The sequence below is a fragment of the Gemmatimonadota bacterium genome, assembly GCA_016712265.1.
Classification (GTDB): Bacteria; Gemmatimonadota; Gemmatimonadetes; order Gemmatimonadales; family Gemmatimonadaceae; genus RBC101.
On record JADJRJ010000027.1, the window covers coordinates 372,465 to 396,486 of the forward strand.

Here is a 24,022-nt window from a genome sequence, read left to right on the forward strand (position 1 = left end):
CCGTTGCTGCGTGGGGCGGAAGGGTGTAGCGTGGGACGACTTGTCGGGAGGGGGGAACGATGGCATTGGAGCCGCAATCATTACCGTGGGCGTCCGATCGCGCCGTGGTGCTGGTCCACGGGATCGGGAACGCCAAGCCGGGCGACTACCAGGAACTGAAGGCCGGGGTGGAGGCGGCACTCGGCCCGGCCGCGGCCGACACGACCATCTACCAGCTCTTCTACGACCAGGTCAACGACTGGTTCGCCGCCAAGTCGCAGCTGGGGACTGTCCTGACGCAGGCCGTATCGGCCTTGTCCGGCAAGATCGCCGATCCGCAGGTGGGCGACTCCCTCGCGGATACCATCGGGGACGTGTTGTGGCCCGTCCTGGTGGCCGATGCCCGGACCGCGGTGCGCGAGGCGTACCTGGCGCAGCTCAAGCAGGTCGTGGCGGACGGGAATGCGGCCGGCATCCGCACGCGGGACCAGAAGCTCACGATCATTTGTCATTCCCTCGGGTGCTTTCACACTTATGAGGTGTTGCACCACGCCTCCCAGACCGCCTCACACCGGTTGCGACCGGCATCAGAGGGTGTACGGTTTGCCAACGTGATCTTCATGGCGTCGCCCGTGCAGCTCATCCGCACAGTCGCCGACGCCATGGGCTCGCTGGTTCCCAATCGCCGATGGCTCTATGCGGTGCAGGGCGACGCGCTCAGCATTCCCAGCGAGACCACCGTGTCGGGGCGGAAGGTCTCCTCGGTGGAACGGTGGGTGTCGATCACCGGCAAGCTGGATCCCGTGGGCGGTTGGTTCTTCCGGAACCAGGCGGACTGGGCATCCATGAACGTGCCGGGCCAGGAGACGTTCCTCGATGAGCAGAACGCCTTCAACGTCAGCACCAGGCAGGAGTGGGCCAACGCCCTCAAGCCGGTGGTGTCGGGCGGGCAGCCGAAGATCCAGCCCACCAACCCGCATAGCTGGGAAGAGTATGTAGCCAACCACGCCACGCAGCTCCGCGACTGGATCCTCGCATGAGAAACCGCCTGCTTTGTGCGGTGCTGGGGATAGCCGCCACGCTCGGCGCACAGCAACCGGCGCGCTTTGATACTGCACTCGTCCGCCGGGCGACGCTCGCGCAGTTGCTGGACGGTGCTCGCATCGGCGACTCGATCGCCGGGTTTCGCACGAGTTCCCCGGTCGTGGACTCGATGGTGCAATCCCTGTTGCGACACCTCGATCGCCCCGAGTTGCGTCGCCTGCCGCTGCATGTCATCGGTGACTCGCGCGCGTCGTGGGGTGTGGTGGGTCGCCGGACGCGCCCCGTGGGATACACGGCGCGTGACACGATCGCGCTCAATCAATTGGCCGAGGTCGTGGGCCAGGAGTACCGGGATGCGCTCGCATCCAAGCTGAGCCGCGCGGGCATTGATTCCCTGCTCGATCCGTTCGAGGCGTTCGATGTCATCCGGCGGGCCGCGTCGAAGGACATGAGCCTGGAGAAGTTGCGGCGGTTCGAGCGCAAGTACGGGCCCGGCACTCCCAAGCTGAATCTTGCAGAAGTGGTGCTCAACTATGGCGCACAGTGGCTCCCGGCCTTCCGGCCGAACGACGAGGGATGGCCTTCGCGGCACGAGGTGGTTGCCGCGTACGTGCCGACCTACCTGACGTACGTTGAAAAGGAAGCGCGTGCGGTCTCGGTCCTCGAACTCGGCGTGCGCTCATACACCTGGAATCCGCGTTGGGGAGGGCGTACCGGTGGCGTGCTGCGGCCGGGATACTGGTCGATCGGCGCGGCCATGGCGGGGGAGGCGGACGGTGCCGTGACCAACCCGTTCAAGGGACGGTCGCGATTCGGCGCATTCTTCGGTTGGGGCGACGCGAAGATTGCCTGGATCGGTGGGAGTGAACGGCGTGTGCTCGTCACGCGGCAGGTGCAGTTGGTGCCGTGGGGATTCTAGGGAAGAGCGAACTGATGAAGCACGAGGAGCACGAGCGGCACGGGAAGCACGGGTCCCGTACCCCGCGTGCTGCGCGGGCTGCTCGTGCCTCCCGTGCTTCGCCCTGGCCGTTGCTCCTACTGCCGCTCTATCGCCCCGGCCGGCCCACGCATCCTGGCATTCGCCAGGACCCGATCCGCGTCGAGTAACTCGACGCTCCCGGCTTGAAGTAGTCGCCCACGTACCAGAAGCGACAGTCATCCGGGTCCATCGACAGTTGCGTGTAATCCTCCCAGCGCAGGGTCGCCTCCTGCGCAGCGGCCCCGGTCGCCAGCACCGTCTCCGCCGTGCCTAACGTCCCTGGCGGATCCTGCGGCCTGCGTCCCGCAACGCGTTGTCCGGCGAAGTGTGGCGTACCCCCAAACGAGTATCCCATCGCGATGTTGCCGGCGCGGTCCATCCCGATGCTGCCCATCCACCGGTACGAGGGACTGCCGGACGGGTCGTCTGGCGCGTAGGTCCCCTGTTGGTGGAGGCGCACGGCACGATTGGGCCCGATGCGGAACTCGTACCAGCGCACCCCTCCACCGCCGGCACTCGTCGCGATCGAGTGCAAACCGACGATCGACTCCCGGCCGTTGATGTTCCGGTAGACCAGGCGAGCCATGAGCTTGTCGCCCTGACTGTCGAGCTTGCGCTCACTTCCCGGCTGCGGCACGCAGTTGGTCAGCTGGCCGCCGCACAGGTAGGCGTACGGTGCCACCGGGATCTTCACCGGTCCCGTCACCTTCGTGCGCGTCGTGTCCTTCCAGTCGACGTGGAACTGCCAGACGTAGATGCCGTCGTCGTCCAGGTCACCCTTCAGCTGTGCCCCACCGGCGGCCATCATCACGTTCGGGGCCCCGCGCGGTGGCAGGGCGTAGCCGTCAATGTCCGCGTTGTTCAGGAAGTTCACCCCTTCGATGATCACGCACTGTTCACGCGCGGGCTCCCCGCGCAGCATGCGGTCGCGTTCCACGACACAGGCGTGCTTCTGGATGACATCGTCGCCCGTGCTGGTGGGCACGTAGTAGCCGTCGGGCCAGATCGCGGGGCGCGGGTAGTCGGGAAAGAGTGGGCGCTTGAACTCATACCGATGGTAGGGGCCCAGCGGATCGGCCCCGGCGCTCACCGCATAACACATCGAATACGGTCCGTTGGGCTCACCCGGCGGGCGAGAGAAGATCGGCAGCACAAAGAGCCAGCGCCGGGCGAGCTGGTCGTAGCGCACGACGGCGTCTCCGCTGTTGCGTTGTTCGCACGCGCCACCAAACCCGCGGAAGATGCTGTTGGTCGATACGGCGCCGTGGAGCGCACGCCCGGTTTCCTGGAAGAGACGCCCCTTCCTGGTGAACACCGCCATCACGGAGTTCACCGTCTGCACGATGTGGTCCGGGCCGACCGCCACCGAGTTGTCGGACGGATTGCGCAGGAGCGGGGCCCCCACGGGTCCGTCAAAACCAACGCCGAGGCCGTCGAACGATTCGAGGATTGGTGCGGCTGCGCGACGCCCCATGAAGCGCTGCTCGATCGACCCCTGGGGCTGCGGCGCCGCGAGGTTGCGGATCGGCCGGCTGGTATCGTGGCGGACATCGCGTCCGACCTGGGGCGGGTTCCCTCGCCCAGGACCGACGACACCCAGCGTGACCATCACGATCGCAGACCACCCCAGCATCTGTGCGTTCTCCGTTGAGTCGCGCAGAATCTGCGCCAGCGTCGGGGCGGAGGTAAGCGGCCGTCCTTACGCCGGTGGTGTCGCCTTCTTCTTCAGGTATTCCGCGCCGAAGTCCACCTTCACCTCGGTCCAGAGCAACAGGTGGTCCGACATCTTGTAGGAACGCCACGTGGAGAACGTCGTTCCGTCCGGGACGGGATAGAGCGCCGCATCGGCGTCGCGGTACACGTGCTGGTAGTAGTCAAACACCCCGCCGCGCGCGTCGGCGATCTGGTTCCCCACGTCTGGGGAGAGGAACGCGATCTGGTCAAACGGCTTGGTGCGGGACTGGTTGGTCCTCCGTCCCTTGATGGCCGGTGGCACCTCGAACACTGTGGTGAGCGCCGCAAAGGTCTGGTCGCTCTCGCGAAAGATGTTGAAGTCCCCCAGCAGGATGCTGTTGCGCGCCCAGCGGTCCTTGGCATCCACCCGGTCTTTCAGCAGCTCGACCAATTCGCGCATCTCGGCGAGGCGCACCGGATCGTCCGCCTTGTCCTCTCCGTAGTAGAGGTGGCCGGTGCAGAGCGTGAACTTGAACCACCCGGCTTGCATGCCCACGAGGTATGGCGACCGCGCAAACGCCCGCGGGATGGACAGCGTGTCGCCGGACTTCACCATCGCGGAGGTGATCTCGCCCGCCAGCCCCCCGAAGTTCACCTTGCGCTTGTCATAGATGAAGGCGAGGCGCTCGCCGTTCCCCTGGCGTCCCACGGTGACGTCGGTGACGAGGTAGTCCCACCACCCGCCCAACAGGCGCATGAGGTCGTCCAGCACATCCAGGTTGTCGCGCACTTCCTGGACAGCGACGAGGTCGAAGTGCGAGATCACCTCGGCGATGTAGAACAGCGCCTCGCGCTCACGGCCACCGTACTTGGTGCCCCCGAACTCGCGGAGGTTCCAGGAGGCAATGAGCAGGGTGTCGTCGATGCTCTTGGCCGGCACTTCCGCCCCGAGGGCGAGGCGGAGCCGGAGGAGTCCTTCGGCGGTCCGACGATCGTCGGGACGCTTGGGGTTGAGCGACGCGTAGTAGGGCATGGTCCTTGGGTGCGTTCCCTGACCGCCATTGCAAAGTCAACGCCGCGAGCTCGGCCGTCGCGAGCGGGACCGTACCGGACGGTCGCACATGCGCTGGTCAACCTGACGCCCCAGCCACACATTCGGCCCCATGCGACGCCTTCTCGCACGGCTCCACCGCTGGGTCGGGCTCGCCACCGGCCTGGTGGTGTTTGTCGTCGGCCTGACCGGCGCGGTGTATGTCTGGGAAGCCGAGCTGTTCGCCATGCTCCACCGCCGGCTCGTCTACGCGGAGCCGTCGGGCACGCGCGCGAGCGCCGATGCAATCCTGGCCGCGGCCCGCCGTGCCCTGCCCCCTGATCGCCCGGTCATCCGCCTCACCTGGCACGCCGATCCGCGTCGTAGCGTCGTCGCGATGGCCCAGCGGCTTGTTGACGACGCCCCGACCTACTTTCACGAGTTCCTCTACTACGACGAAGTCTTCATCGACCCGTCCACCGCGCGGGTGCTTGGCGTGGTCGACCGAAAGCACGACTGGATCTTCATCACGCGGATGATCCACACCAACCTGCTGCTCTCCACGCGCGGCACCTGGGTCGTCGCCACCTCAACGATCGTGTTCGTGTTGATGGTGATCGTGGGGATGGTGCTCTGGTGGCCCCGCACCCGCGCCGTCTGGCGAACCCGGCTCGTGCCCCGGCTCTCGGGTCCATGGAAGCGCACGGTCTTTGACACGCACAACGTGCTCGGCGCCTGGGGCGCGTTGGGGATGCTGGTGCTCGCCCTGACCGGCCCGGTGTGGACCTGGAAGTGGTACGAAGGAGCGATCGCGTGGCTGTTCACGGGCGAGGCACGCATCACCGCCCCACCCGTGGAGAAGCCGAGGCTGCTCGACGCGCCCCCGATCGCCGAACCGCTCCAGGCGGCCCTCGCGACGATTCGCACGCGCATCCCGGACGGGCGGCGCTACATGGTCGACCTTCCGGGCGGCAAGTTCGGGGCGCTGACCGTCGGGGTGATCTACGACCACGGGAGCGCGTGGGAGGAGTATGACCGGTACTTCTTCGACCCACGCACGGCGACCCTCACCGGCGACGAGCGCTTCGACGAGAAGAACCTCGGCCTCCGATGGCGCAACTCCAACTATGGCTTGCATACGGCCACGCTGTACGGGTGGCCGATGCAGGTGGCGGGCACGCTACTCTGCCTGCTGGTGGCGAGCCTGCCGGTGACCGGGGTGTTAATCTGGTTTCCCCGGTGGAGGCGCAGGCGCAGGCAGGGAGGCTGAACCGATGCAGCACGAGGAGCACGAGAGGTCAGGGCGGTACGAGAAGCGTGCCACTCGTGCCGCTCGGGCTGCCCGTACCGCTCGTGCTTCGCTGTGGCAGTTCAGCGGGGCATCAACTGATGCAGCACGAGGAGCACGAGAGGTCAGGGCAGCACGGGAAGCGTGCCACTCGTGCCGCCCGGGCTGCCCGTACCGCTCGTGCTTCGCAGTGGCCCTTCGAGGGGCTCAACTGATGCAGCACGAGCTGCACGAGAGGTAAGCGCAGCACGAGCGGCACGTGTGCTTACGGCGTGACTTTCGGCTTCGGTTCCAGCTTGGCGGCCCACAACCCCGAGTTGAAGTCCGTGAAGAGCACCTGCCCCTTCCACGGCATCGCGTTCATTACGAAAGAGGCGTTGGCAGTGAAGCCCTTCGGGTCGAACGACTTGAACACGGCGATCTCGCGCCGCTGCTCGGCCAGGTTCCCCAGCAGCTCGCCGGAGACATCGACCACGCGCACGCCGCCATCGTAGTACGCCTGGTAGAGCACGTCATCCTCGACGATGATGTCGTGGGCGCCGTAGTCCTCCAGGTGGTACCGCCCGACCTTCTTCATGTTCATCGGGTCGGTGGCGTCCACAATGTGCACATAGCCCCCCGACGTCTGGGCGACGCCGCCCGCGGTGCCGAGCGTGTTTCGGTAGTTTGTCCCTTCCCACACCCGACCCTCGCGGTTCATCTCCTCGTCGCCGAGGAAGAGGTAGGTCTTGCCGGTGCTCTTCTGGAAGTAGGGATAGATCTCGTGGCCGGAGTTGACCGGGAAGACGTTGATCAACTTTGGATTTTGTGGGCTTCCGCCCCACTTGCCGTTGCCGACGTCGACGATCACCGCGCCGATCCCGCCCTGGGCCGAGTAGGCGATCCCGTTGTTCACCCACAGGTCGTGGATGCGGGCGCCCGGATACTTGTACTCACCGACCTTCTTTGGCTTGTAGATATCGCGGATGTCGATGATGACGTACTTCATCCCACCGGAGATCGCATACAGGTAGTCGTTGGTCGCAAAAGCGTTGTGCACACCACCGGTGAGGTCTTCATCGAACGTCGCGGCCACCTTCGGATGTGCCGGCGTCGCCAAGTCGAGGATGACCACACCGTTCACCCGGTTCGACGCGCCCTCGCGCGTCAGCACGCCGTAACGCCCGTCCGGGGAGACCGTCACGTCGTTGATCGTGCGAGCGTCGACCTTCACCGAGTCGGTCCTCACGATGTTGTTCATGTCCGTGATGTCGAACACGATGGCATAGCCATCGCCGCCCCAGGTGCCCACGAGCGCGTAATCGCGACCATCCTTGCCCGTCCAGGGCCAGAGGTCCGACGTCGCCGTTGTGTTGATGTTGCCACGCCCCGTCACCGTGATCCGGCGGCGCACATCGCGGGGCTTGACGTCCACCACCGTGCGCGCGAAGACATTGCCTGCCTGCGCCATCAGCGTGAAGCGACCCGGCGCGTTCGCCGCGAACAGGTCGGTCCCATCTGGCGCCCGATCGATCATCCCGGGTCCACCGGGAGCCGCCGTGGTGTCATCCGGCGTGTACTGGAAGGTCCACGAGATCTTGGCGTCGGTCACCGGCTGGCCATTCGCACGCTTCGCGGTGGCCTTGAGGTGCACGACGTCACCCGTGTTCACCGTGTTCTCCGTGACGGCAAGATCGAGCGACGCGACGGGGTTCGCGGCGATCGTATAGCTCTTCCGTGCCGTGACCCCTTCGGCCTCCGCTGAGATGGAGACGGCTCCCGGCTTGAGCGCCGTGAGGTTCCCGAAGCGGTCCACCGAGGCCACCGTGGCATCCGACGAACGCCAGGTCACGCGGAGGTCCTGCCGCACACTCCCGTCTTCGTGCGATCCCTTCGCCGTGTGCGCGAGCATCGTGCCCACGTAGGGCGCCCCCGCTTCGCCGGCAATCTCCAGCTTGGCAATGGCCGGGTTCGTGATCAGGACCGGGATGTCCAGCGTCACCAGGGCATTGTCCCGACCCGCGGCGGCCACCGTGAGCGTGTACGAGCCGGCGCGCATCGCGCTCAGCTGCCCTTCGGCCCAGCGCATCGTGCCGCGGGGCGCGTTCACCCGCATCATCGGGCCCGCAATCTCGCGGTTCTGGGCGTCGAACGCGGTGATCTTGAGGGGCAGGGTCTGGCCGGCCCGGATGGTAACCCGCGCCGGATCGGCGACGATGCGGGCAACTTCGGCCTGGGCATGGACGACCTGCGCGCTCACCACAACGAGCGCGGCCGTCGTGAGGGACGTACGGAACATGGATGCAACCTGGGGCAGGGGTGTCCTGACTGGCGACGCGCGAAGCGCCATCCGGCCGGGGGGCCTCCCGGCCGGTCGTCAGATATGCCCTCGCAGCCGGGGGGACGCAAGCCAGTCGGACGTCGCTACTGCGGCAGCCGGGAAAGCACCTTCCCCTGGGCGTCGAGAAACTCCATCGCGGGGTTCCCAAGCGAGTCCACGACGAGGCGGAGGCGAGTGCGCCCTTCGGGGTCGCTGAGGTTCACGACCGCGTTCCGCGCCGGATCCCGGCCGACATACACCCGCTGCGCAAACATCGCGCGACCGCCGGGCCGTTGCTGGGCCCATTGCTGAAGTGCGGCATTGCGCGCCGCACCCTCGGCGGTCGCCGCGACGATCGAGTCACGCTGCTTCACCATTTGCATGATGTCCACGTCCGCCCGATCGGCGATCGTGAACCCCATCCGACGCGACCCGTTGTTATCGGTGTAGTTGAAGTAGAGGACCTGGTCCTGGTTGAACTGGTCGAACGACAGGTGATGCGACGCCTGGTACTTCCCATCCGCGCCGACCTTGCCGCTGAAGGTCAGCCCGCCGTTCTCGGTCCCCTCATCATTGAAGAAGATGATCCCCGGTCGCGTCCCTCCGGGGTAACCGAACGACTCTCCCTTGTAGATCGGCCCGATCGAGCGGGGCCGATTGGAGATCACCATCCGGTACTTCCCGTCGGGCTCCACGATGTTGATGCGTTCCACGTCGATCTCGGTGAAGCGCTGGCGGGGCTGACCAAAGGCGCCAAGCAGGAGCACGGCGAAAAGGACCGAGGACGTGAGTGCCCAGGCGCGGAGCCAGCGAAGCTGCCGTTCGATCGATGACATTGGTGGGGACGATGGAGTCCCCGTGACGCTACCGCCCGTCCACCGAGAAGGCGAGGAGCACGTTGCCGGGCATCGCCCCATACAATCCATACCCCGACATCACGAACACCATGCCACCCGCCACCACCGGACCCGCCGCATCAATGGACCCGCCGCGCCCGCGCCCTCCGTCCACGGTCTGGTACTCCTTCGCTGTGTCCACCTCCCACAGCAGCTTGCCTCCGCTCGTCGACCAGGCGCGCAGATAACCATCGAGCGACCCCGAGAACACCACGCCGGGGATCGCGCTCAGCGGCGCAGACATCGCGGGACTGCACCGCGGCCGCGGGCCACACGGGGGCGGTGCGGCCTTCCACGCGATGCGACCGGTGCGCACATCGAGCGCGAAGAGTCCGCCTCCCTTGACCGGATCGGCCTCCATCCGGAAACCTTCCTTCACCGTCGAGTCGGCCACGGCGAGGATCGCCTGGCCGCCCAGCGCCACGTAGACCTGACGCCCATCGGTGGCCGAGCCCCAGTGCAGGCCCCCGAGCTTGCCGCCGTCGCCCACCTTCACGCTCCACCGTAACGCGCCCTGTCGATCCGGGTCGAGCGCGTGGACATGACCCGACTTCTGCCCCACGAGCAGCACCCGTTGGCCGCGGCCAAGGTCCACCAGCATGGGCGGCTGGCCGATATCCGCATCCGGGCCATCACTCGCCGGACAATTGGCCTTGCCCGGCAGGTCGCACGACAGGTTGTAGGCATCACCCTGGGCGAACTGCCGCGACCACACGATGCGACCGGTCGCGAGGTCCATGGCAAGCACGGCATCGCTTGTCACCGTGGGGGGATCAGAATAGTTGTTCCCTGTGCCCACGTACAGCACGCCGCGGGCTCTATCTATTGTTGGGGTCGACCACACGGCCGCCCCGGAAGGCCCCTTGCTTACCGCGCCTCCGGTGGCCTTCCCGGTCACGCGCACACTGTCGTCGATGGTCCACGATCTCCACCGCACGGCGCCGGTCGCGGCATCCAGGGCGACCACGCTCCCGCGAAAGGTGCAACAGGCATACCCGGGTTGGGCCGGCAATGCCGACTCATACGACGACACGGGGACGTAGAGCACATCATCGGCCAACTGCGGTGTGCCGGTGATGATCGCCGCGAAGTGCGGGTCGACGCGCACCTTCCAGCGACGGACGCCGGTCGTCGCATCGTAGGCGTGGACGCTGCCGGCCAGGTCGCCGACGAAGATCGTGGTCGCGGTGCCGTCCTTCCCGACCGCCGCCACCACGCCGGAGCGGAGTGGCGCATCCGCCCGGGCACTCCAGCGCAGGCACCCGGTCGCCGCATCAAGCGCCCCAAGGCCACCGGCTTCGCTCGCCACGTACACCGTCCCGGCCACGACCGCGGGCTGCGAGCGCGCGTTGACCACCTCCCCAAGGGACCGGGCCCACTTGAGGGTGAGGCGCGGCACCTGGGGCGCCGCCAGGCCCGACGTCCCGGTGAAGCGTCCATTGGACTCGGTGGCGCCCCACGACGCCCAGGTCATCCCCGGGCGCGCCGGCGGCGCGCAGGTGGCTTCCTGCGAGTGACTAGTGATTGGCAGCGCTACCGCCGCAGCGAGGAGGGCGAACGAACGCATCGGTGACTCCAGGTGACCGGTGACAGGGTCAGCCTACGCACGCCGTTGGCCGCCCCGTTTCGGCAAAGTTGCGAACGGTATCCGTGGCGTTGTCGACGGCGGCCAATCGGCCCGGCACCCGATTGAGCCCGGCGCCCAGGGTCCCTAACCTCCTCGACATGGTCCCCACACCCACACCGGGGCTCCCCGTCCCCTGGCCCCTCCGGGCACGACTCTTCGCCTGGAGTGTGCCCACGCTGCTTGGGGTGCCATACGTCCTGATCACCCTGCGCGCCACAGGGCAATCGGTGGCGCCGTGGCAGGTGTTGGCCATCCTCGTGGCCACCTGGCAGGTCTGGACGGTCCTCACCGGCCCGATCGTGCACCTCGCCGATCGCTTCCCGGTCGACGGGCTGCGCCCGCTGCGTCGCCTGGCCCTGCATGGTGGCGCAGCACTCGCGGCGGTCGTGGTGCAGGCGATGGCGACGACGACCACCTCCTGGCTGCTCGTCAATGACGGCACGCCGTGGGTGGCGGTCTTCGCCTTCTGGCTTGCCCTGCTCCTGCCTGCCGGGGTAATCGTCTACGCCGCGATCGTCGCCTTGCGGACCGCGCAGCGCCAAGCCGCCGAGCGCCTCGCGCGCGAGCGACACTCCCAGCAACTCGCCGTGCAGCTGGCCGACGCGCAGTTGCACGCCCTGCGCGCTCAGGTGCAGCCGCACTTCCTGTTCAATACGCTGAACGCGGTCATTGCCCTGGTGCGCGATGTGGATACCCCACGTGCCGAAGCCGCGCTCGTGGCGCTCGCCGAGTTGTTACGGCACTCGCTGCGGTTCGGCGCCGCCCACGAGGTCTCGCTCGCGGACGACCTGGCCTTCTGTCGTCACTACCTCTCCATCGAAGCGCTGCGGTTCGGGGAACGCCTCGAAGTGGAGGTCGACGTCCCGGACGCGCTGGGGCCCCTGCGCGTGCCAACACTCCTGCTGCAACCGTTCGTTGAGAACGCGCTGCGCCACGGCCTGCGTCCCACCCGTGCCGCGATGCGACTGACGATCCGTGCTCGTGTGGCCGACGAGCGGCTCTCCATCGACATTCTGGATACGGGCGTGGGGCTCCCACCGGACCTCGAGGAGCGCATGGCCCGCGGGGTCGGCGTCTCCAACGTACAGGCGCGACTCGCCCAATTGCATGGTGCAGCCGCTGGTGCGTTGCTCACCCCACGGGACGGTGGCGGTACGTCGGCGCGCATCGTGCTGCCGGCGCTCGCCATGCCAGCCGTATGAATCGGCTGCGCGCCATCATCGTCGATGACGAGGCGCTCTCGCGCCGCGCGCTGCGGCAACTCCTCGAGCGCCGCGACGACATCGTGGTGGTCGCCGAGCGGGAACATGCCGTCGACCTCGTGCCGTCCGCACTCGAGGCAGATATCGTCTTCATGGACATTGAGATGCCCGAGCGTTCGGGGATCGACGTGGCCCGTGGCTGGCCGGCTGGCGGACCGGCGCTGGTGTTCGTCACTGCCTACGAGGGGTATGCTCCCTCTGCCTTTGACACCGAGGCTATCGACTACCTCACGAAGCCGGTGACGACGGAGCGCCTCGACCGCGCGCTGGCGCGCGTCCAGCGCACCCGGACCACGTCCGCGCGTTCTCCTGCGCGCCTCGTGGCACGCCTCGGTGACCGGGAGGTATTCGTTGAGCTGGAGACCATCGACGCCATCGAGGCGGACGGCGTCTATGCGGCGATCCATACGGCCGGGCGACGCCACCTGGTGCGGCGCGCCCTGGACGCCCTCGCGGAAGAGCTTCCCGTGGACGCATTCCTCCGCGTGCACCGCTCCTGGATCGTGCGACAACACGCCGTGACCCGCATGGACCGGGACCGCGCCACGGGCGCGTACCAATTGCGCCTGTCCTCAGGGCTCGTCGTACCAGTCAGTCGCCGACGCCTTGCCGCCGTGCGCCGCGTTCTTCGCGGTACCCCTTGACCGCCCGGTCCTCGATACCGCGAGGCGTCACCCGTCTGTAGTTCTCAGTTTGGCGGCACGGAGCGCCCCCGCTGGCAGTCCACCTTCCAGCACGGCGGCAGCGGCTTCGAGCGATCCTCATACGGGCGGAGGATCCAGTCGAAGAACGCCCACGTCCGGTTCCACGAGTCGATCTGCTCCGGTGAGTCCACGCGCTCGAGCGTTTGGGGATCGACGCGGCGGCTGAACGCATGCCCGACGCTCGCCCCCCAGGGCGCCGGATCCACGTAGACCTTCGTCTCCGCGAGGTCCGGCTTGAGGGCGCGAAGCTTCCAGACCATCTGTTGGTCCTCGACGTAGTTCACGTCCTCATCGTTCGTGGAGACGTGCACGAGGATCGGCACATTGAGCTTCTCCACCTGGTATAGCGGGGAGCGCTTCTCGTACTCCGCGCGCTTCTCATGCGGCATCCCCTGGATCCCTTCCTGCGTGGAGAAGCTGCGCGTGTAGGACGGCCCCTTGAAGGAAAGCCGGAAGAAGAGGTTGGTCACCGGCACGATGGCCGCCCCGCCCTTGAACGGATGCTGGTCGCGCATGATCGAGAGGGAGGTGATGAAGCCGCCATGGCTCCACCCCATCATCCCCAGCCGGTCCTGATCCACGTGCGGCAGAGTCTTGAGGTACTCCACGGCCGACATGGCGTCCGTGACTTCCTTTCCGCCGTAGTCGATCGCGTTGTGGTGCGCCTTGCCGTAGCCGGTGGAGCCGCGGTAGTCCGGCGCAATGATCACGTAGCCGCGCTGCACCGCCTCCCGGACGAACGGGAACATCGTGGGACCAAAGTTGCTGTGGACCCCGCCATGCACCCACACCATCGCCGCATGGCCCTTCACCCCCCGCTTCTGCAGCGGCTGGAAGACGTGGGCCGGGATCTCCATGCCGTCGGCAGTACTCTTGTAGGTCACCTTGGCGTAGTCCATCACGCCGCGGCTGCGCGCCGCCCACGTACTGTCGGACGCCTTGCGGCTGGCCATATCCCGGTCGTAATTGGCGACCGGATGGTCCTCGGGTTTGTTGCTGACGTACAGCTCCCGAATGCGCACGGAGTCCATGGCGCCGCGATGTTGGCCGTGCACCAGAGCGGGACCGAGGAACAGGACTGCGGAGGCCACCAGGAGGTCGCGTCGACGTCGCAAGGTGTGTGCTGACATGGACTTAGCGTGATGAATGGAGGAGGCACCCAGGGGATCGGGGGCGCCCCCAACATGGGGGCCGGACGCTGCATCGGCCAGATCGCCAATCCACCCGCCCACGAGCGGCGTAGTCCTGTCGGTGGCCGACCTCCCGTCCGGGCGGCGGAGACCACAATCTTCGGAAACTCCCTGCCGTCCTCATGGTCGACCCAGTTGCCCGGCCATCCGCGAGACCACCCGACGACGACAACGCCCGCCTTCTGGCGCGCCTGGTCGCCGGGGATGAGCGCGCCCTCGGGTCGCTGTACGATTCCTATGGAGCTGTCGTGTACGGACTTGCCCTCGCCATTACCCAGGATCCCCTCATCGCGGAGTCTGTCGTGACCGACGCGTTCGGGGATGTCTGGCGCGGGGCACGCTCGGTCACACAACCTGGCGAGTCGCTGTTCGCCTGGTTGTCGCGCGTGGTGCGATCACGCGCGCTGGCCCATCGGAGTCCGACGGGGCGACCGTCCCCAGCGCACCCGCCCGCCGCCTCGCAACTGGCCGTCGCCCTGGAGCGACTGGCGCCAGTCGAACGACAGAGTGTTGAGCTCGCGTATTTCGGCGGACTGAGTCGCGCCGAGATCGCGCGGGCGCTCGGCGAGTCCGAGGTGCGCATCGCCATGGCCCTGCGCAGTGCGATGGAGGGGCTGCGCGATCTGGTCGCCATTCCCTCGAGCGCCGTCACCCATCGGATGGTGGCCGGCATATGAGTGACCTCCGTGAACTGGCCGCAGCCTATGCGCTCGACGCCGTCGATCCCGGCGAACGGGCTGCGCTCGACGCGCTCGTCGCGCGCGACGCCGAGTTCCGCCGCGAGGTAGAGGCGTTCCGCGAGGTTGGCGCCCTGATGGCCTACGCCGCACCGGCCGCCACCGCCCCGGCGTCCCTGCGCGAACGCATCCTCGCTGACGCACGCACGGTCCGCAGCATCAGCACGGCGCCTGGTGCCCGGCCGGTGACGGTGACTCCATCGCGCTGGCGCCAGGTCGCGCCGTGGCTGCCCGCGGCCGCGTGTGCCGCATTTGCCGTGTTCGCGTACGATGGCCAACGCGAGGCACGTGAGGCAATGGTCGCGCTCTCCGGCGAACTCACGCAGGTCCGGAGCGAGCTGCAGGAGAAGGATCGGACGCTGAGTGCCTTCATGGGCCCCGAGGTCCACGTCGTCTCGCTCGCTGAGTCGAACAACAAGCCGACGGCGCGCGTCTACTGGAACCACACCCGCAGCGTCTTCATCGTGACGGCGTTCAACGTGCCGCGGGCCCCCGAGGGCAAGACCTACCAGCTGTGGGCGATCTCGAAGGCGCTCAAGGCGCCCGTCTCAATGGGAACGTTCAACACGGACGAGGAAGGACGCGCGACGATCATCGTTCCGGTGGGCACTGACGTCAACGCGATCGGAGTCGTTGAGCTGTGCGCGATGACCCTCGAGCCGGCCGGCGGCTCGCCCGGCCCCACGGAAACGCCGCGCCTCGTGGGGAGCTGGCGTCACACGGACTGAGCCGCTCGTCCGCATCCTGGCCGACCAGAACGTTCCACGGATTGTATCGAAGTGATCTGGCCACTTGGTGCGCCGAGCGCAGCTGTAGGCAACGCAAGTGCCTGTCGGTCATGGCGTTATGTCGCTGGCGCGGCATGGGCACGCGACCTGCCTTTCACTTGGTGAGACGGCCACCTGGTCGCCGACACCCTTTCGTGGAAGCCAACTCGTGACACCTGCCACCATCCTTCGCACGGGCGCCCTCCTGTGCGGCGCCCTGCTCGCCGCCTGCGCCGATCCCACCTCGCCGAAGTCGCATCAGTTTGAGGCGCTCCTCGCGAAGGGCAGTGGCGGCGGTGGTGGCGGTGGCGGCGGTGGTGGCGGCGGTGGTGGTGGTGCCGTCGTCGGCCGCATCCGCACTGCCTCAGCTGGCGCAGCATGCGACCGGGGAACGTCGATGGGCGTGACGATCCGCAAGGGGATCAACGACCGCGCTGAGATCATCATGAACGTCGTCGGGCCGTCCACCTATCCCGCGGCGTCACCCGGTCTCTCGTTGTATTGGGCCTACACTATCACGGATGACGCGAATGGCGCCCGCCTGCTCGCCTTTGGTTCCAGCAGCCAGTACGTCGGCACGACGGCACGGGTCACGGTTTCCGGTGCCACGACGACTCCAGGGGTGCACCAGTTCACGTTCCTGGCACAGAACCATGAAATTGTCGCCCTCACGGATTTCGCCTCCCTGCTGGCGTCGCCGTTCGTGGAGACCTGCCGCGCGTCATTGACGGTGACCGCAGATTAACGCGGCGCGGACCGTATGGCTCGCGTCGTCAGCGTGCCTGACGACGTGAGCGCCGGTCGGCGGATGCCAGGACCCGATATGGCTGGAGCGCGAGGTCAATGTCGCGCTTTAGCCACGACCGTGCCGTGCCGTCGCGGTGCGCCGCCCAGGACAACAACGATCCGCTGACCAGGGCGTTCAGCAGACGCGCCACCGCCGGCGCATCCAGCGCGAGCAGTTCACCAGCGACCACCCCCTCGTCGAGCAACGCCGCCACGAGCGCTTCGTTCTCCTGCGACAATTGGACGAAGTGCCGGTGCATCACCGGATCGGTGAGGTCCAGCTGCAACCACGACAGGTGGTGCGCCATCTCTTTCGGTGTCCGTGCCATCTCGGCAAAGCACAGCAGAAACTCGCGCGCGACCACCACTGGCGAGGCGTGTCGTTCCCGCAGCGCCGACACAATGGCCGCCCCCATGCCCCGCGTTCCCGCGCTCATACGCCGGAGCAAGGCCTGCTTGGAGCCAAACCGCTGAATGACCGTCGGCGCTGAGATCCCCGCCTCGTTCGCCACGAGCTGCAGCGTGAACTTCGCGGGCCCCACGCGCTGCATGACACGTTGGCACGCCGCCAGGATCTCGGCGTCGTCGATGGTTCGGGGGCGAGGTGACACGGGGGGCGCTGGGGTTGACAGATAATAAGTGAATGGTCATTTATAAACAAGACGGCAGACGGAAGTCGGCGGGCGCCGAGGCACAAGGCATCCGCAGCGTGATCAGCCGAGAGACGAGTCAGGCACCACCCCGCGCACCAGGCCCCAGCGACAAGCCACCACCCACCACCCACCAGCCCCATCCCTTGCCTCCCCTCATCGTCGTTGTCGGTGGCGCCACGCGTGGCGCTGGCCGCGGGATCGCCCGCGCCTTTGGCGAAGCTGGAGCGATCGTCTATTGCACGGGACGCTCGGCGACCGGATCGCCGTCGCCCTATGCGCGCCCCGAGACCATAGATGAGACGGCGGCGATGGTCACGGCCGCCGGCGGGACCGGCATTGCCGTGCGCGTGGACCACACCAACGCCGATGAGGTCAAGGCGCTTTTCCAACGCGTCGTCACCGAACGCAAGCGCATCGATGTGTTTGTCGACAGCGTGGCTGGCGAGGATCGCCTCTACGGTCCGTGGACCCCGTCGTGGGAGACGGACTTCTCCCAGGCAACAGCCGCCCTGCAGCAAGGGCTCGTCACGCGCGTCCTCGCCGCCGCCGAAGCCGCGCGGCACATGAAGGCAAAGAAGCGTGGCCTCATCATCGAGGTGACGGGAGCGGATTTTCCGTTCTACGGGGGGAACCTCGTGCACCAGCTCGTGATGCTTGGCCACAAGGGACTCGCCTTTCACCTCGCCGAGGAGCTGCGCCCGCACAAGGTCGCCGCGCTCTCCATCACGCCGGGGTTTCTACGTTCCGAGTCCATGCTGGAGCACTTCGGCGTGACCGAGGCGAACTGGCGCGACGGTGGAGCCAAGGATCGCCACTTCCTGCACTCCGAGTCCCCACTGCTCATCGGCCGCGCCTGCGTCGCGATCGCCCGTGACCCGGAGGTCATGTCATGGTCCGGCCACCTCACCAGCTCGTGGGAAGTCGCCGAACGATTCGGACTGCGCGACTACGACGGCTCCAACCCGGATTGGGGCGGCAACTGGACGCACGAGGTCATGAAGGAGATGGCCTGGATGCGCGAGGGCACTGAACGGCAGGTGGCGTGGCTGGACCGGGTGGCGGACAGACTGCGAGGGTACGTGGAGGGAAGGTCATCGGGGGCGGCGAAGCCGACCTAACGGCAGGTCAACAACCACGGCGAAGCACGAGAGGGAACGGGAGCACGGGGCAGGGCTCGCTGCACTCGTGCTCCCCGTGCTCCCCGTGCCGCCCGTACTGCCCGTGCTGCTCGTACTGCGCAGTGGCTGTTTGCCTTTCCCCTCTACTGCATCGTCGCGCTGAACATGATGTGCGCCTTCGGCGTCCCCGGCAGCATGATCCACGGATCGTTGCCGCGCGGCCGCTCCGGCAACCCGGTGGACGCACCCGTGGCGAACGGCACGTAGACCACGTACAGGCGCCGGCCCTCCGTCACCGCTTGCGTCTTCGGGTCATACCCCTTGCCGAAGATCTGGTACAGCGCGGCCGGATCCTTCGGCATCTTGAGCTTGCCGCTCTTCACTTCGGCGAAGCGCACGGTATCCACCTGTGCCGCCGCCGTTCCGCCGTCACGCAGCTCACGTCCGCGCGCCATGAACGGCTCCATCGCCTCGTGATAACACGACACGTGGAACTGCGGCTCCTTGGGGTACTGGGCCAGGCAGACCATCCCCTTCCCTTCGCGCAGCGTCACGAACTTGCCGGCCGCATCATACCCCAGCACGCGCGCCCCGGCGCGCATGGCCTCGGGTAGCGGAAGGACGGCGGCGGCCACCTGCTCTTCCTTCGGTGGGATCGTGCCCGACGCCTGGGCGGTGGCGATCACGGGAACGACGGCGAGGACGGCGAGGATCTGGCGCATGCGAAGAGTTTCGAGGAAGGGAGGCGCTCGGAGGAACGACTCATGGGTGACGACGTACACGGCCGTGGTCCCGGCGTTCGCCGGGTGCGACCACCAAACTACCGGAGCGCCTCGAGGCCGGCCTTCAGGCGCGGCAAGGCCCCATCGATATCAGCCAAACTCACGGCACCAATCGAGAGACGGCACCAGCCCGTCTCCCCACTGGCCCCGAACGCGTTGAACGGAACGACCGCGAGCCCCGTCGTCCGCAACAACCACTGGCGCACATCTTCGTTTGTCCGCAAGGTCGGACCGTCGGGCGGCGTCTTCCCCATCAGGGCGAACTGCCCGGAGAGGTAGATGGCCCCCTGCGGCGCCACAGCGTCCACCGGGTGCCCCGCGGCGCGACACGCCTGGATCCCGTCGTACAACGCGTTGAGCCGCGCCTGGGCGCCTGCGATCAACTCCTGACGGTACACGCCAATGGCGTCGTCCGCCATCAACAACTTCGCCGTGGCCACCTGCTCGGCGCGCGGCGCCCAGGTCCCCACATGCTGCAGGAAGTTGTTCATCTTGTCGATGATGTCGGTCGGCGCCATCACCCATCCGACGCGCACCCCCGTCGAGGCGAAGGCCTTGGAGATGCCGTCGATGTAGATCGTGTACCGCGCCATCTCCGGGCGCAGCGTCACCGGGTCCACATGGGCAATGTCCCCAAAGGTCAACTGCCAGTAGACCTGGTCATACAGGAGGTACAGTGGGCGTTCCGCGGTGCCACGCCGGGCATTCTCGGCCAGGACCAGGTCGCAGATCGCACCTAACGACTCCGCGGTGAAGCAGGTGCCACACGGATTGAGTGGCGAGTTGAGCGCCAGCATCCGTGCCCCACGCAGATGCGGCGCAATCGCCGCCGGGGTCGGCATGAAGGCGTCGTCGGCCGAGCAGGCGATCGGGACTCCCTTCGCGCCCACCATGTGGCAGTAGTAGTTGTTGTTCCACGACGGCGCCCCGTAGACCACCACGTCGCCCGGGTCCAGCAGGGTCGCGTAGGTGCCGTACACGCCAGGCCGCGAGCCCGAAGTGACCAGCGTGCACTCCACCGGATACTTCAGGCCCAACCCGCGTTCGGTGTAGTCCACGATCGCCTCGCGCAGCGCGGGCATCCCGTGCGACGGGGGATAGTTGGTCTCGCGGTGATGCAGCGCGTCGACAATCGCCGATTCGAGGTAGGTGGGAATCGGGAACTGCCGGGGGTCGAAGTCGCCAACCGTCAGGTTGCAGACCTTCTCGCCTCCCGCGATCCGCTGGCGGATCTCGCCAGCGATCTTGAGGATGGCCGACCCCTCCAGGGTGCCAACCGGGGTGGAGATCCGACCGGTCGCGTCAGCGGGCGTACGGACCAGGCTCGAGGTGTCAGTCGTGGCAGCGTGGGTCATGGAGCGCGGCGTGGGGTCGGCTCAACTTACGCTGGTGGACCGGTCGCCTCCATTGGCGGATTTCCCCCAAGCGCCGGGGCGACGGGCCAGTCTGAGGGGCGCCCTTAGTCCTGTCCCGGCCGGTGCAGCCACCGGGCTGGCATCGTTCTTCCGGTCCGTTTCCCTTTGGGGAGGGGAACCGTCCTCTTCCGCAGGGGTTGGAGCGTCCACCCGGACCTCCGGCCGGCTCGGTTAAGTTCCTGCCACACCGTCGATTCCGCGTTCATGACTACCCCTCTTCGCCGCACCGTTCGCTGGCTCTGTGCCGTGGCAATCACTGGCCTGATGGTCGATTCGGCGCACGCTCAGGCTCCGACACTTGATCTCGTCCCGGGGACAAGAGTCCGCGTGACATCGGCCAACCAGGTGGCCCCGTTGATCGCCAATTTCATGTCGCTGCGCGGCGACACGGCGATGTTCATCGAGGAAGGATCGGGACGTGGGATCTGGTCGATCCAGCTCGGCGACATCCGCAAGATCGAGCGCAGCGATGGTGAAAAGCGCTCGAACCGCCCGTACATGATCCGGGGTGCGGCGGTCGGTGGCGTCGTCGGACTGGTCGGCGGCATCGCCTTCTCCAACAGCGCGAAGCCCTCGACCGAGGGGCGCGAGTACAACAAGTGGGGCACAGCATCTATCGCGGCCGTCCTCGGCGCGGGCTTGGGTGCGGCTATCGGCACGCGGTTCGCGACCGAGAAATGGACCGACGTGCCCCTCCGCCGCGTCGCCCTGACGCCGATGGTTGGCCCAGCGGGCGCCAAGGGAATCAGGGCGTCGGTTTCGCTGGCTTTCTAAGGATCCACAGCGCGTTCCCCACCGCGCGCTCGCCAGTGGCGTCGGACGGGGCATTCACAACACGGCCGTCGATCCACAGGGTACTGGACCCGCCGCCGTCGAGGTTGATGGCGTCCCACGCCCCCAGGTCGCGCATCGCCGCCGCCAGCTCAACCAGCGACATCCCCACGCTCCAGCGGCGGCGTCCATCGACGACCAGGAGGAGGAGTGTGCGGCCATCGGCACTCGTCCCGACCGCCGTCCGGGGATGTCGCGCTGCCGAGAAACTCGGACGCGTCCCTTCCTCCCGGTCCATCGCGGCGGCCACATCGCGACCATCGGCGAGAAGTCGGCCCCATCCCCCAACGACCGCGTGCGGCGCCAGGCGCTCAGTGCCTAACGCCAACCGAATGGTCAGCCTCGTGCCCGGCGAGAGCGCAGCGACCTGCGTCGGCCCCACCACCAGCACCGCTCCATCGCGCGGGATGGGTGTCGGGCGACCGGGTGTCGCCCGGGCGATGACCCGGTAGCGGAGCACGCCCCCCACATCGGCGAGCTGCTGGAGCGCCAGCCGGGATTCGCGCGGACGCGCGGTGGTGTCCGCGGCCAGCTCGTCCCCATACGCGGCTGTCACCAGGACCGCGCCGTGCAGGGCCCCTGGTGGGTACGCGTTCAGCCCCGCGAGGGGGATGCGACGAGCGCCAGCCTGCACCTCCCCGTGGAGCTCAAACCGGCCAAAGCGTACGCGACCGTTCGCGAGCACGACGACCTGCGATCTCGCGTCGTCGACCGGAGGGCCACCGGAGTCAGGGAACGTGATTCCCTTCACCCAACGTCCCCCCTCGACATGGGTGCCCGTCACCTCGCCGGTCTGCAGGTTGAAGAAGTCGGCGTTGATCCCGATCATCGGAGATGCGTTGCGTTCCACCCATCGCTTCGCCATGTCGCTCACTCGCTCGCGGCCCACAAACTGCCCGGCCGCGCGCATGGCATCGATCGTCACCGGTCCGCCAAGCTGCACACGCACCACGTGCATGGCCCAGGGCCCGCGCCGGTCGAGGAGGCACTGGTAGGTGACGCCGGGTGCGACCGGTTGAATACGAGATGTGAGGCCGCTGTCGGCTCGAACGAGGAGCGTATCACCCAGGCACGAGCTTCCCTGCCCGCGCGCCAGGCTCGGCGCTCCCGCGACGACCGTCATCAGGGCCGCAGCCAGTGGACGCAGCATCATGGTACGGAAGGTAGTTCGCACCGGCCACCTCGCGGAGGGCCGCCGCGGCGACTCGGTACACGCGCGAGCCGCTGACATCGCGTCGGAAGCTCCGGAGTGATATCGTCCCCACTCTTCATCCCTACCCGATGCGCGTCCCCCTGATCGCCCTCGCGTTGCTGGCTGGCTGTTCGACCCCCACGCCGACCCCGGCCGCAGCCCCTGCCTTTGAGTTCACCGACGCACGGCGACGGGAATTGCTGGTCGCCCGGGAGGCGGTGTGGCGGTCCTGGTTTGCCAACGACACCGTGCAGCTGGCAACGCTCCTGCCGGCGAATCTGCTGGCCATTCCCCCCGAGGGTGACGGCTGGCAAACGCTGAAGGAAGTCCTGGCAGAGTCGCGGGGCTTCGCCGCTAGCGGTGGCCAGCTGTTGCGCCTGGAGTTTCCACGGACCGAGATCCAGGTGTTCGGCACCGTGGCCGTGGTCTTCTCGAGCTACCTGTTCGAAACGCAGGCCGGCGGGCAAACCAACGTCCTCAAGGGACGTGTGACCGAGGTGTTCGAGTACGTGGACGGGCGGTGGGTGAATCCATCGTGGCACATGGACAATGATGGATAGGGGTAGGGGTGATGGATGGCAGACGGCAGTTGGCAGTTGGCAGACGTCGACGATGACCTACGGACTCACGACCTGACGGGGAACCCGTGCATCTTTCATCCCTGATTCACGCCGTGGACGCGCACGCGTGTGGCGAGCCCGGGCGGGTGATCGTCGGCGGGGTCCCGCATGTCCCAGGCGCGACCATGTACGAGAAGGCGCGCTGGCTGGAGCAGCACGCGGACCACATCCGCAAGCGGATGCTCAACGAGCCGCGCGGGTACCCACCGATGTGCTGCAACCTCCTGCTCCCGCCCACGCATCCGGAGGCGCAGGCGGGGTACGTCATCATGGAGCACGTGGAGTACCCGGGCATGTCGGGGAGCAACACGATCTGCGTCGTGACCGTGCTGCTCGAGACGGGGATTCTCCCGATGACGGAGCCGGTCACCGACCTCGTGCTCGAGGCACCGGCGGGGTTGATCCGGGTGCGCGCCGAATGTTCAGCTGGTAAGGTCACGCGCGTCACCTTTCGCAACGTGCCGGCCTTTGCGGTGCACCTGGATGCGATGGTCGAGGTGCCACAGCTCGGGAGCGTGCGCGTGGACGTCGCCTACGGTGGGATGTTCTACGCCATCGCCGATGCCGCGCAGTTCGGGCTCCGGCTCACCCCGGATGAGGGGCGCGACATCGTGCGGATCGGCGAGATGGTGAAGGCCGCCGCCCGCGAGCAGCTCCCGGTCGTGCATCCCGAGCAACCCGGCTTTGCGGGGATCACGATCTCGCAGCTGTCCGGGCCAGCCCACGATCCCGCCCACCATGCGCGCAACGCGGTGATTGTCTCCACCGGGTCGTTTGACTGGGCGAAGCCCTCGACCTGGACCGGTTCCATCGACCGCTCGCCGTGCGGGACCGGCACCTGCGCGAAGATGGCTGTCCTGCACGCGAAGGGTCAGCTCGCGCTCGGCCAGCCCTTTCACCACGAGAGCGTGCTCGGCACCGTCTTTACCGGCGAGGTCGTCGAGGAGACGCGGGTGGGCGACCGTGCCGCGATCGTGCCGACGTTGAGCGGGCAGGGATGGATCACCGGCTTCAGCCAGTACGTGATGGACCCGACCGACCCGTTCCAGCAAGGCTACACGGTGGGAGACATTTGGTAGTGCACCGCCCACACACGACGAGGCACGAGCCCCCGAGAGGTCAGGGTAGCACGAGACGCGCACCGCTCAA

22 protein-coding genes are annotated in these 24,022 nt (G+C 67.4%); 12 read left to right on the top strand and 10 right to left on the bottom strand.

From position 1 onward, the window contains the following. Window positions 1–59: 59 nt before the first annotated feature. Both IPK85_05970 and IPK85_05975 read left to right on the top strand, forming a co-directional pair. Entirely contained in the window at window positions 60–1,019 is a 960-nt protein-coding gene (locus tag IPK85_05970) for a hypothetical protein (protein MBK8246930.1), read from the top strand. Beyond that, window positions 1,016–1,942 carry a hypothetical protein gene (locus IPK85_05975; protein MBK8246931.1) on the top strand — a complete coding sequence of 309 codons (927 nt, stop codon included), beginning with the start codon at window positions 1,016–1,018 and terminating at the stop codon, window positions 1,940–1,942. Before IPK85_05970 ends, IPK85_05975 begins: the two co-directional genes overlap by 4 nt. 127 nt (window positions 1,943–2,069) lie before the next feature. On the opposite strand, the gene IPK85_05980 is transcribed toward IPK85_05975, so the two are convergent. Beyond that, window positions 2,070–3,635: a hypothetical protein gene (locus tag IPK85_05980; protein MBK8246932.1), complete on the bottom strand. Its 1,566-nt coding sequence runs from the start codon at window positions 3,633–3,635 to the stop codon at window positions 2,070–2,072. A gap of 66 nt (window positions 3,636–3,701) precedes the next feature. Continuing rightward, window positions 3,702–4,709, bottom strand: a complete 1,008-nt coding sequence (locus tag IPK85_05985; GenBank protein ID MBK8246933.1) for an endonuclease/exonuclease/phosphatase family protein — start codon at window positions 4,707–4,709, stop codon at window positions 3,702–3,704. Window positions 4,710–4,839: 130 nt separating this feature from the next. Between IPK85_05985 and IPK85_05990 the strand changes: the two genes are divergently transcribed. Beyond that, entirely contained in the window at window positions 4,840–5,976 is a 1,137-nt protein-coding gene (locus IPK85_05990) for a PepSY domain-containing protein (GenBank protein ID MBK8246934.1), read from the top strand. Window positions 5,977–6,259: 283 nt separating this feature from the next. Here IPK85_05990 and IPK85_05995 read toward each other — a convergent pair whose 3' ends face one another. The 3 genes from IPK85_05995 to IPK85_06005 form a co-directional block, all read right to left on the bottom strand. After that, window positions 6,260–8,272, bottom strand: a complete 2,013-nt coding sequence (locus tag IPK85_05995) for an Ig-like domain-containing protein (GenBank protein ID MBK8246935.1) — start codon at window positions 8,270–8,272, stop codon at window positions 6,260–6,262. 125 nt (window positions 8,273–8,397) lie between these two features. Beyond that, window positions 8,398–9,129 (bottom strand): hypothetical protein, encoded by a 732-nt coding sequence (locus IPK85_06000; protein ID MBK8246936.1) that lies wholly within the window; start codon window positions 9,127–9,129, stop codon window positions 8,398–8,400. A gap of 28 nt (window positions 9,130–9,157) precedes the next feature. After that, entirely contained in the window at window positions 9,158–10,756 is a 1,599-nt protein-coding gene (locus IPK85_06005) for a PQQ-binding-like beta-propeller repeat protein (GenBank protein MBK8246937.1), read from the bottom strand. 158 nt (window positions 10,757–10,914) lie between these two features. On the opposite strand from IPK85_06005, the gene IPK85_06010 reads away from it, so the two are divergent. Together IPK85_06010 and IPK85_06015 are read left to right on the top strand one after the other, a co-directional pair. Further along, window positions 10,915–12,018 carry a histidine kinase gene (locus tag IPK85_06010; GenBank protein MBK8246938.1) on the top strand — a complete coding sequence of 368 codons (1,104 nt, stop codon included), beginning with the start codon at window positions 10,915–10,917 and terminating at the stop codon, window positions 12,016–12,018. After that, window positions 12,015–12,722 carry a response regulator transcription factor gene (locus tag IPK85_06015; GenBank protein ID MBK8246939.1) on the top strand — a complete coding sequence of 236 codons (708 nt, stop codon included), beginning with the start codon at window positions 12,015–12,017 and terminating at the stop codon, window positions 12,720–12,722. Before IPK85_06010 ends, IPK85_06015 begins: the two co-directional genes overlap by 4 nt. A 44-nt stretch (window positions 12,723–12,766) precedes the next feature. Here the strand turns inward: IPK85_06015 and IPK85_06020 are convergent, their stop codons facing one another. Next, window positions 12,767–13,912, bottom strand: a complete 1,146-nt coding sequence (locus IPK85_06020) for a S9 family peptidase (GenBank protein ID MBK8246940.1) — start codon at window positions 13,910–13,912, stop codon at window positions 12,767–12,769. Window positions 13,913–14,094: 182 nt separating this feature from the next. Between IPK85_06020 and IPK85_06025 the strand changes: the two genes are divergently transcribed. The 3 genes from IPK85_06025 (at window position 14,095) to IPK85_06035 (ending at window position 16,221) form a co-directional block, all read left to right on the top strand. Beyond that, window positions 14,095–14,649 carry a hypothetical protein gene (locus IPK85_06025; protein MBK8246941.1) on the top strand — a complete coding sequence of 185 codons (555 nt, stop codon included), beginning with the start codon at window positions 14,095–14,097 and terminating at the stop codon, window positions 14,647–14,649. Next, window positions 14,646–15,437, top strand: a complete 792-nt coding sequence (locus IPK85_06030; GenBank protein MBK8246942.1) for an anti-sigma factor — start codon at window positions 14,646–14,648, stop codon at window positions 15,435–15,437. The genes IPK85_06025 and IPK85_06030 overlap by 4 nt, the downstream gene beginning before the upstream one ends. Before the next feature lie 208 nt (window positions 15,438–15,645). Next, window positions 15,646–16,221, top strand: a complete 576-nt coding sequence (locus IPK85_06035) for a hypothetical protein (GenBank protein MBK8246943.1) — start codon at window positions 15,646–15,648, stop codon at window positions 16,219–16,221. Between the two features lie 28 nt (window positions 16,222–16,249). On the opposite strand, the gene IPK85_06040 is transcribed toward IPK85_06035, so the two are convergent. Further along, window positions 16,250–16,873, bottom strand: a complete 624-nt coding sequence (locus IPK85_06040) for a TetR/AcrR family transcriptional regulator (protein MBK8246944.1) — start codon at window positions 16,871–16,873, stop codon at window positions 16,250–16,252. A gap of 185 nt (window positions 16,874–17,058) precedes the next feature. On the opposite strand from IPK85_06040, the gene IPK85_06045 reads away from it, so the two are divergent. After that, window positions 17,059–18,033 carry an SDR family NAD(P)-dependent oxidoreductase gene (locus IPK85_06045; protein ID MBK8246945.1) on the top strand — a complete coding sequence of 325 codons (975 nt, stop codon included), beginning with the start codon at window positions 17,059–17,061 and terminating at the stop codon, window positions 18,031–18,033. Between the two features lie 143 nt (window positions 18,034–18,176). On the opposite strand, the gene IPK85_06050 is transcribed toward IPK85_06045, so the two are convergent. Together IPK85_06050 and IPK85_06055 are read right to left on the bottom strand one after the other, a co-directional pair. Continuing rightward, window positions 18,177–18,719 carry a hypothetical protein gene (locus tag IPK85_06050; GenBank protein ID MBK8246946.1) on the bottom strand — a complete coding sequence of 181 codons (543 nt, stop codon included), beginning with the start codon at window positions 18,717–18,719 and terminating at the stop codon, window positions 18,177–18,179. A gap of 134 nt (window positions 18,720–18,853) precedes the next feature. Further along, entirely contained in the window at window positions 18,854–20,170 is a 1,317-nt protein-coding gene (locus tag IPK85_06055; GenBank protein MBK8246947.1) for an aminotransferase class I/II-fold pyridoxal phosphate-dependent enzyme, read from the bottom strand. A gap of 264 nt (window positions 20,171–20,434) precedes the next feature. On the opposite strand from IPK85_06055, the gene IPK85_06060 reads away from it, so the two are divergent. Continuing rightward, window positions 20,435–21,004: a hypothetical protein gene (locus IPK85_06060; GenBank protein MBK8246948.1), complete on the top strand. Its 570-nt coding sequence runs from the start codon at window positions 20,435–20,437 to the stop codon at window positions 21,002–21,004. Here the strand turns inward: IPK85_06060 and IPK85_06065 are convergent. Continuing rightward, window positions 20,976–22,214 carry a phosphodiester glycosidase family protein gene (locus tag IPK85_06065; protein MBK8246949.1) on the bottom strand — a complete coding sequence of 413 codons (1,239 nt, stop codon included), beginning with the start codon at window positions 22,212–22,214 and terminating at the stop codon, window positions 20,976–20,978. The two genes, IPK85_06060 and IPK85_06065, sit on opposite strands and share 29 nt — an antisense overlap. 128 nt (window positions 22,215–22,342) lie before the next feature. On the opposite strand from IPK85_06065, the gene IPK85_06070 reads away from it, so the two are divergent. Beyond that, on the top strand, window positions 22,343–22,813 hold the full coding sequence (locus IPK85_06070; protein ID MBK8246950.1) for a nuclear transport factor 2 family protein: 471 nt from the start codon (window positions 22,343–22,345) through the stop codon (window positions 22,811–22,813). An 86-nt stretch (window positions 22,814–22,899) separates the two neighbouring features. Then, complete coding sequence (locus tag IPK85_06075; GenBank protein ID MBK8246951.1) at window positions 22,900–23,952, top strand: proline racemase family protein; 1,053 nt, start codon at window positions 22,900–22,902, stop codon at window positions 23,950–23,952. Window positions 23,953–24,022: the final 70 nt, after the last annotated feature.

What these genes read in the sequence shown, in the direction of transcription:
- IPK85_06025 (MBK8246941.1), top strand. Translation starts at nt 14,095, where the DNA reads ATGGTCGACCCAGTTGCCCGGCCATCCGCGAGACCACCCGACGACGAC.
- IPK85_05980 (MBK8246932.1), bottom strand. Translation starts at nt 3,635, where the DNA reads ATGCTGGGGTGGTCTGCGATCGTGATGGTCACGCTGGGTGTCGTCGGT.
- IPK85_06005 (MBK8246937.1), bottom strand. Translation starts at nt 10,756, where the DNA reads ATGCGTTCGTTCGCCCTCCTCGCTGCGGCGGTAGCGCTGCCAATCACT.
- IPK85_06015 (MBK8246939.1), top strand. Translation starts at nt 12,015, where the DNA reads ATGAATCGGCTGCGCGCCATCATCGTCGATGACGAGGCGCTCTCGCGC.
- IPK85_05990 (MBK8246934.1), top strand. Translation starts at nt 4,840, where the DNA reads ATGCGACGCCTTCTCGCACGGCTCCACCGCTGGGTCGGGCTCGCCACC.
- IPK85_06010 (MBK8246938.1), top strand. Translation starts at nt 10,915, where the DNA reads ATGGTCCCCACACCCACACCGGGGCTCCCCGTCCCCTGGCCCCTCCGG.
- IPK85_05985 (MBK8246933.1), bottom strand. Translation starts at nt 4,709, where the DNA reads ATGCCCTACTACGCGTCGCTCAACCCCAAGCGTCCCGACGATCGTCGG.
- IPK85_05970 (MBK8246930.1), top strand. Translation starts at nt 60, where the DNA reads ATGGCATTGGAGCCGCAATCATTACCGTGGGCGTCCGATCGCGCCGTG.
- IPK85_05975 (MBK8246931.1), top strand. Translation starts at nt 1,016, where the DNA reads ATGAGAAACCGCCTGCTTTGTGCGGTGCTGGGGATAGCCGCCACGCTC.
- IPK85_06020 (MBK8246940.1), bottom strand. Translation starts at nt 13,912, where the DNA reads ATGTCAGCACACACCTTGCGACGTCGACGCGACCTCCTGGTGGCCTCC.
- IPK85_06070 (MBK8246950.1), top strand. Translation starts at nt 22,343, where the DNA reads ATGCGCGTCCCCCTGATCGCCCTCGCGTTGCTGGCTGGCTGTTCGACC.
- IPK85_05995 (MBK8246935.1), bottom strand. Translation starts at nt 8,272, where the DNA reads ATGTTCCGTACGTCCCTCACGACGGCCGCGCTCGTTGTGGTGAGCGCG.
- IPK85_06055 (MBK8246947.1), bottom strand. Translation starts at nt 20,170, where the DNA reads ATGACCCACGCTGCCACGACTGACACCTCGAGCCTGGTCCGTACGCCC.
- IPK85_06060 (MBK8246948.1), top strand. Translation starts at nt 20,435, where the DNA reads ATGACTACCCCTCTTCGCCGCACCGTTCGCTGGCTCTGTGCCGTGGCA.
- IPK85_06000 (MBK8246936.1), bottom strand. Translation starts at nt 9,129, where the DNA reads ATGTCATCGATCGAACGGCAGCTTCGCTGGCTCCGCGCCTGGGCACTC.
- IPK85_06065 (MBK8246949.1), bottom strand. Translation starts at nt 22,214, where the DNA reads ATGATGCTGCGTCCACTGGCTGCGGCCCTGATGACGGTCGTCGCGGGA.
- IPK85_06030 (MBK8246942.1), top strand. Translation starts at nt 14,646, where the DNA reads ATGAGTGACCTCCGTGAACTGGCCGCAGCCTATGCGCTCGACGCCGTC.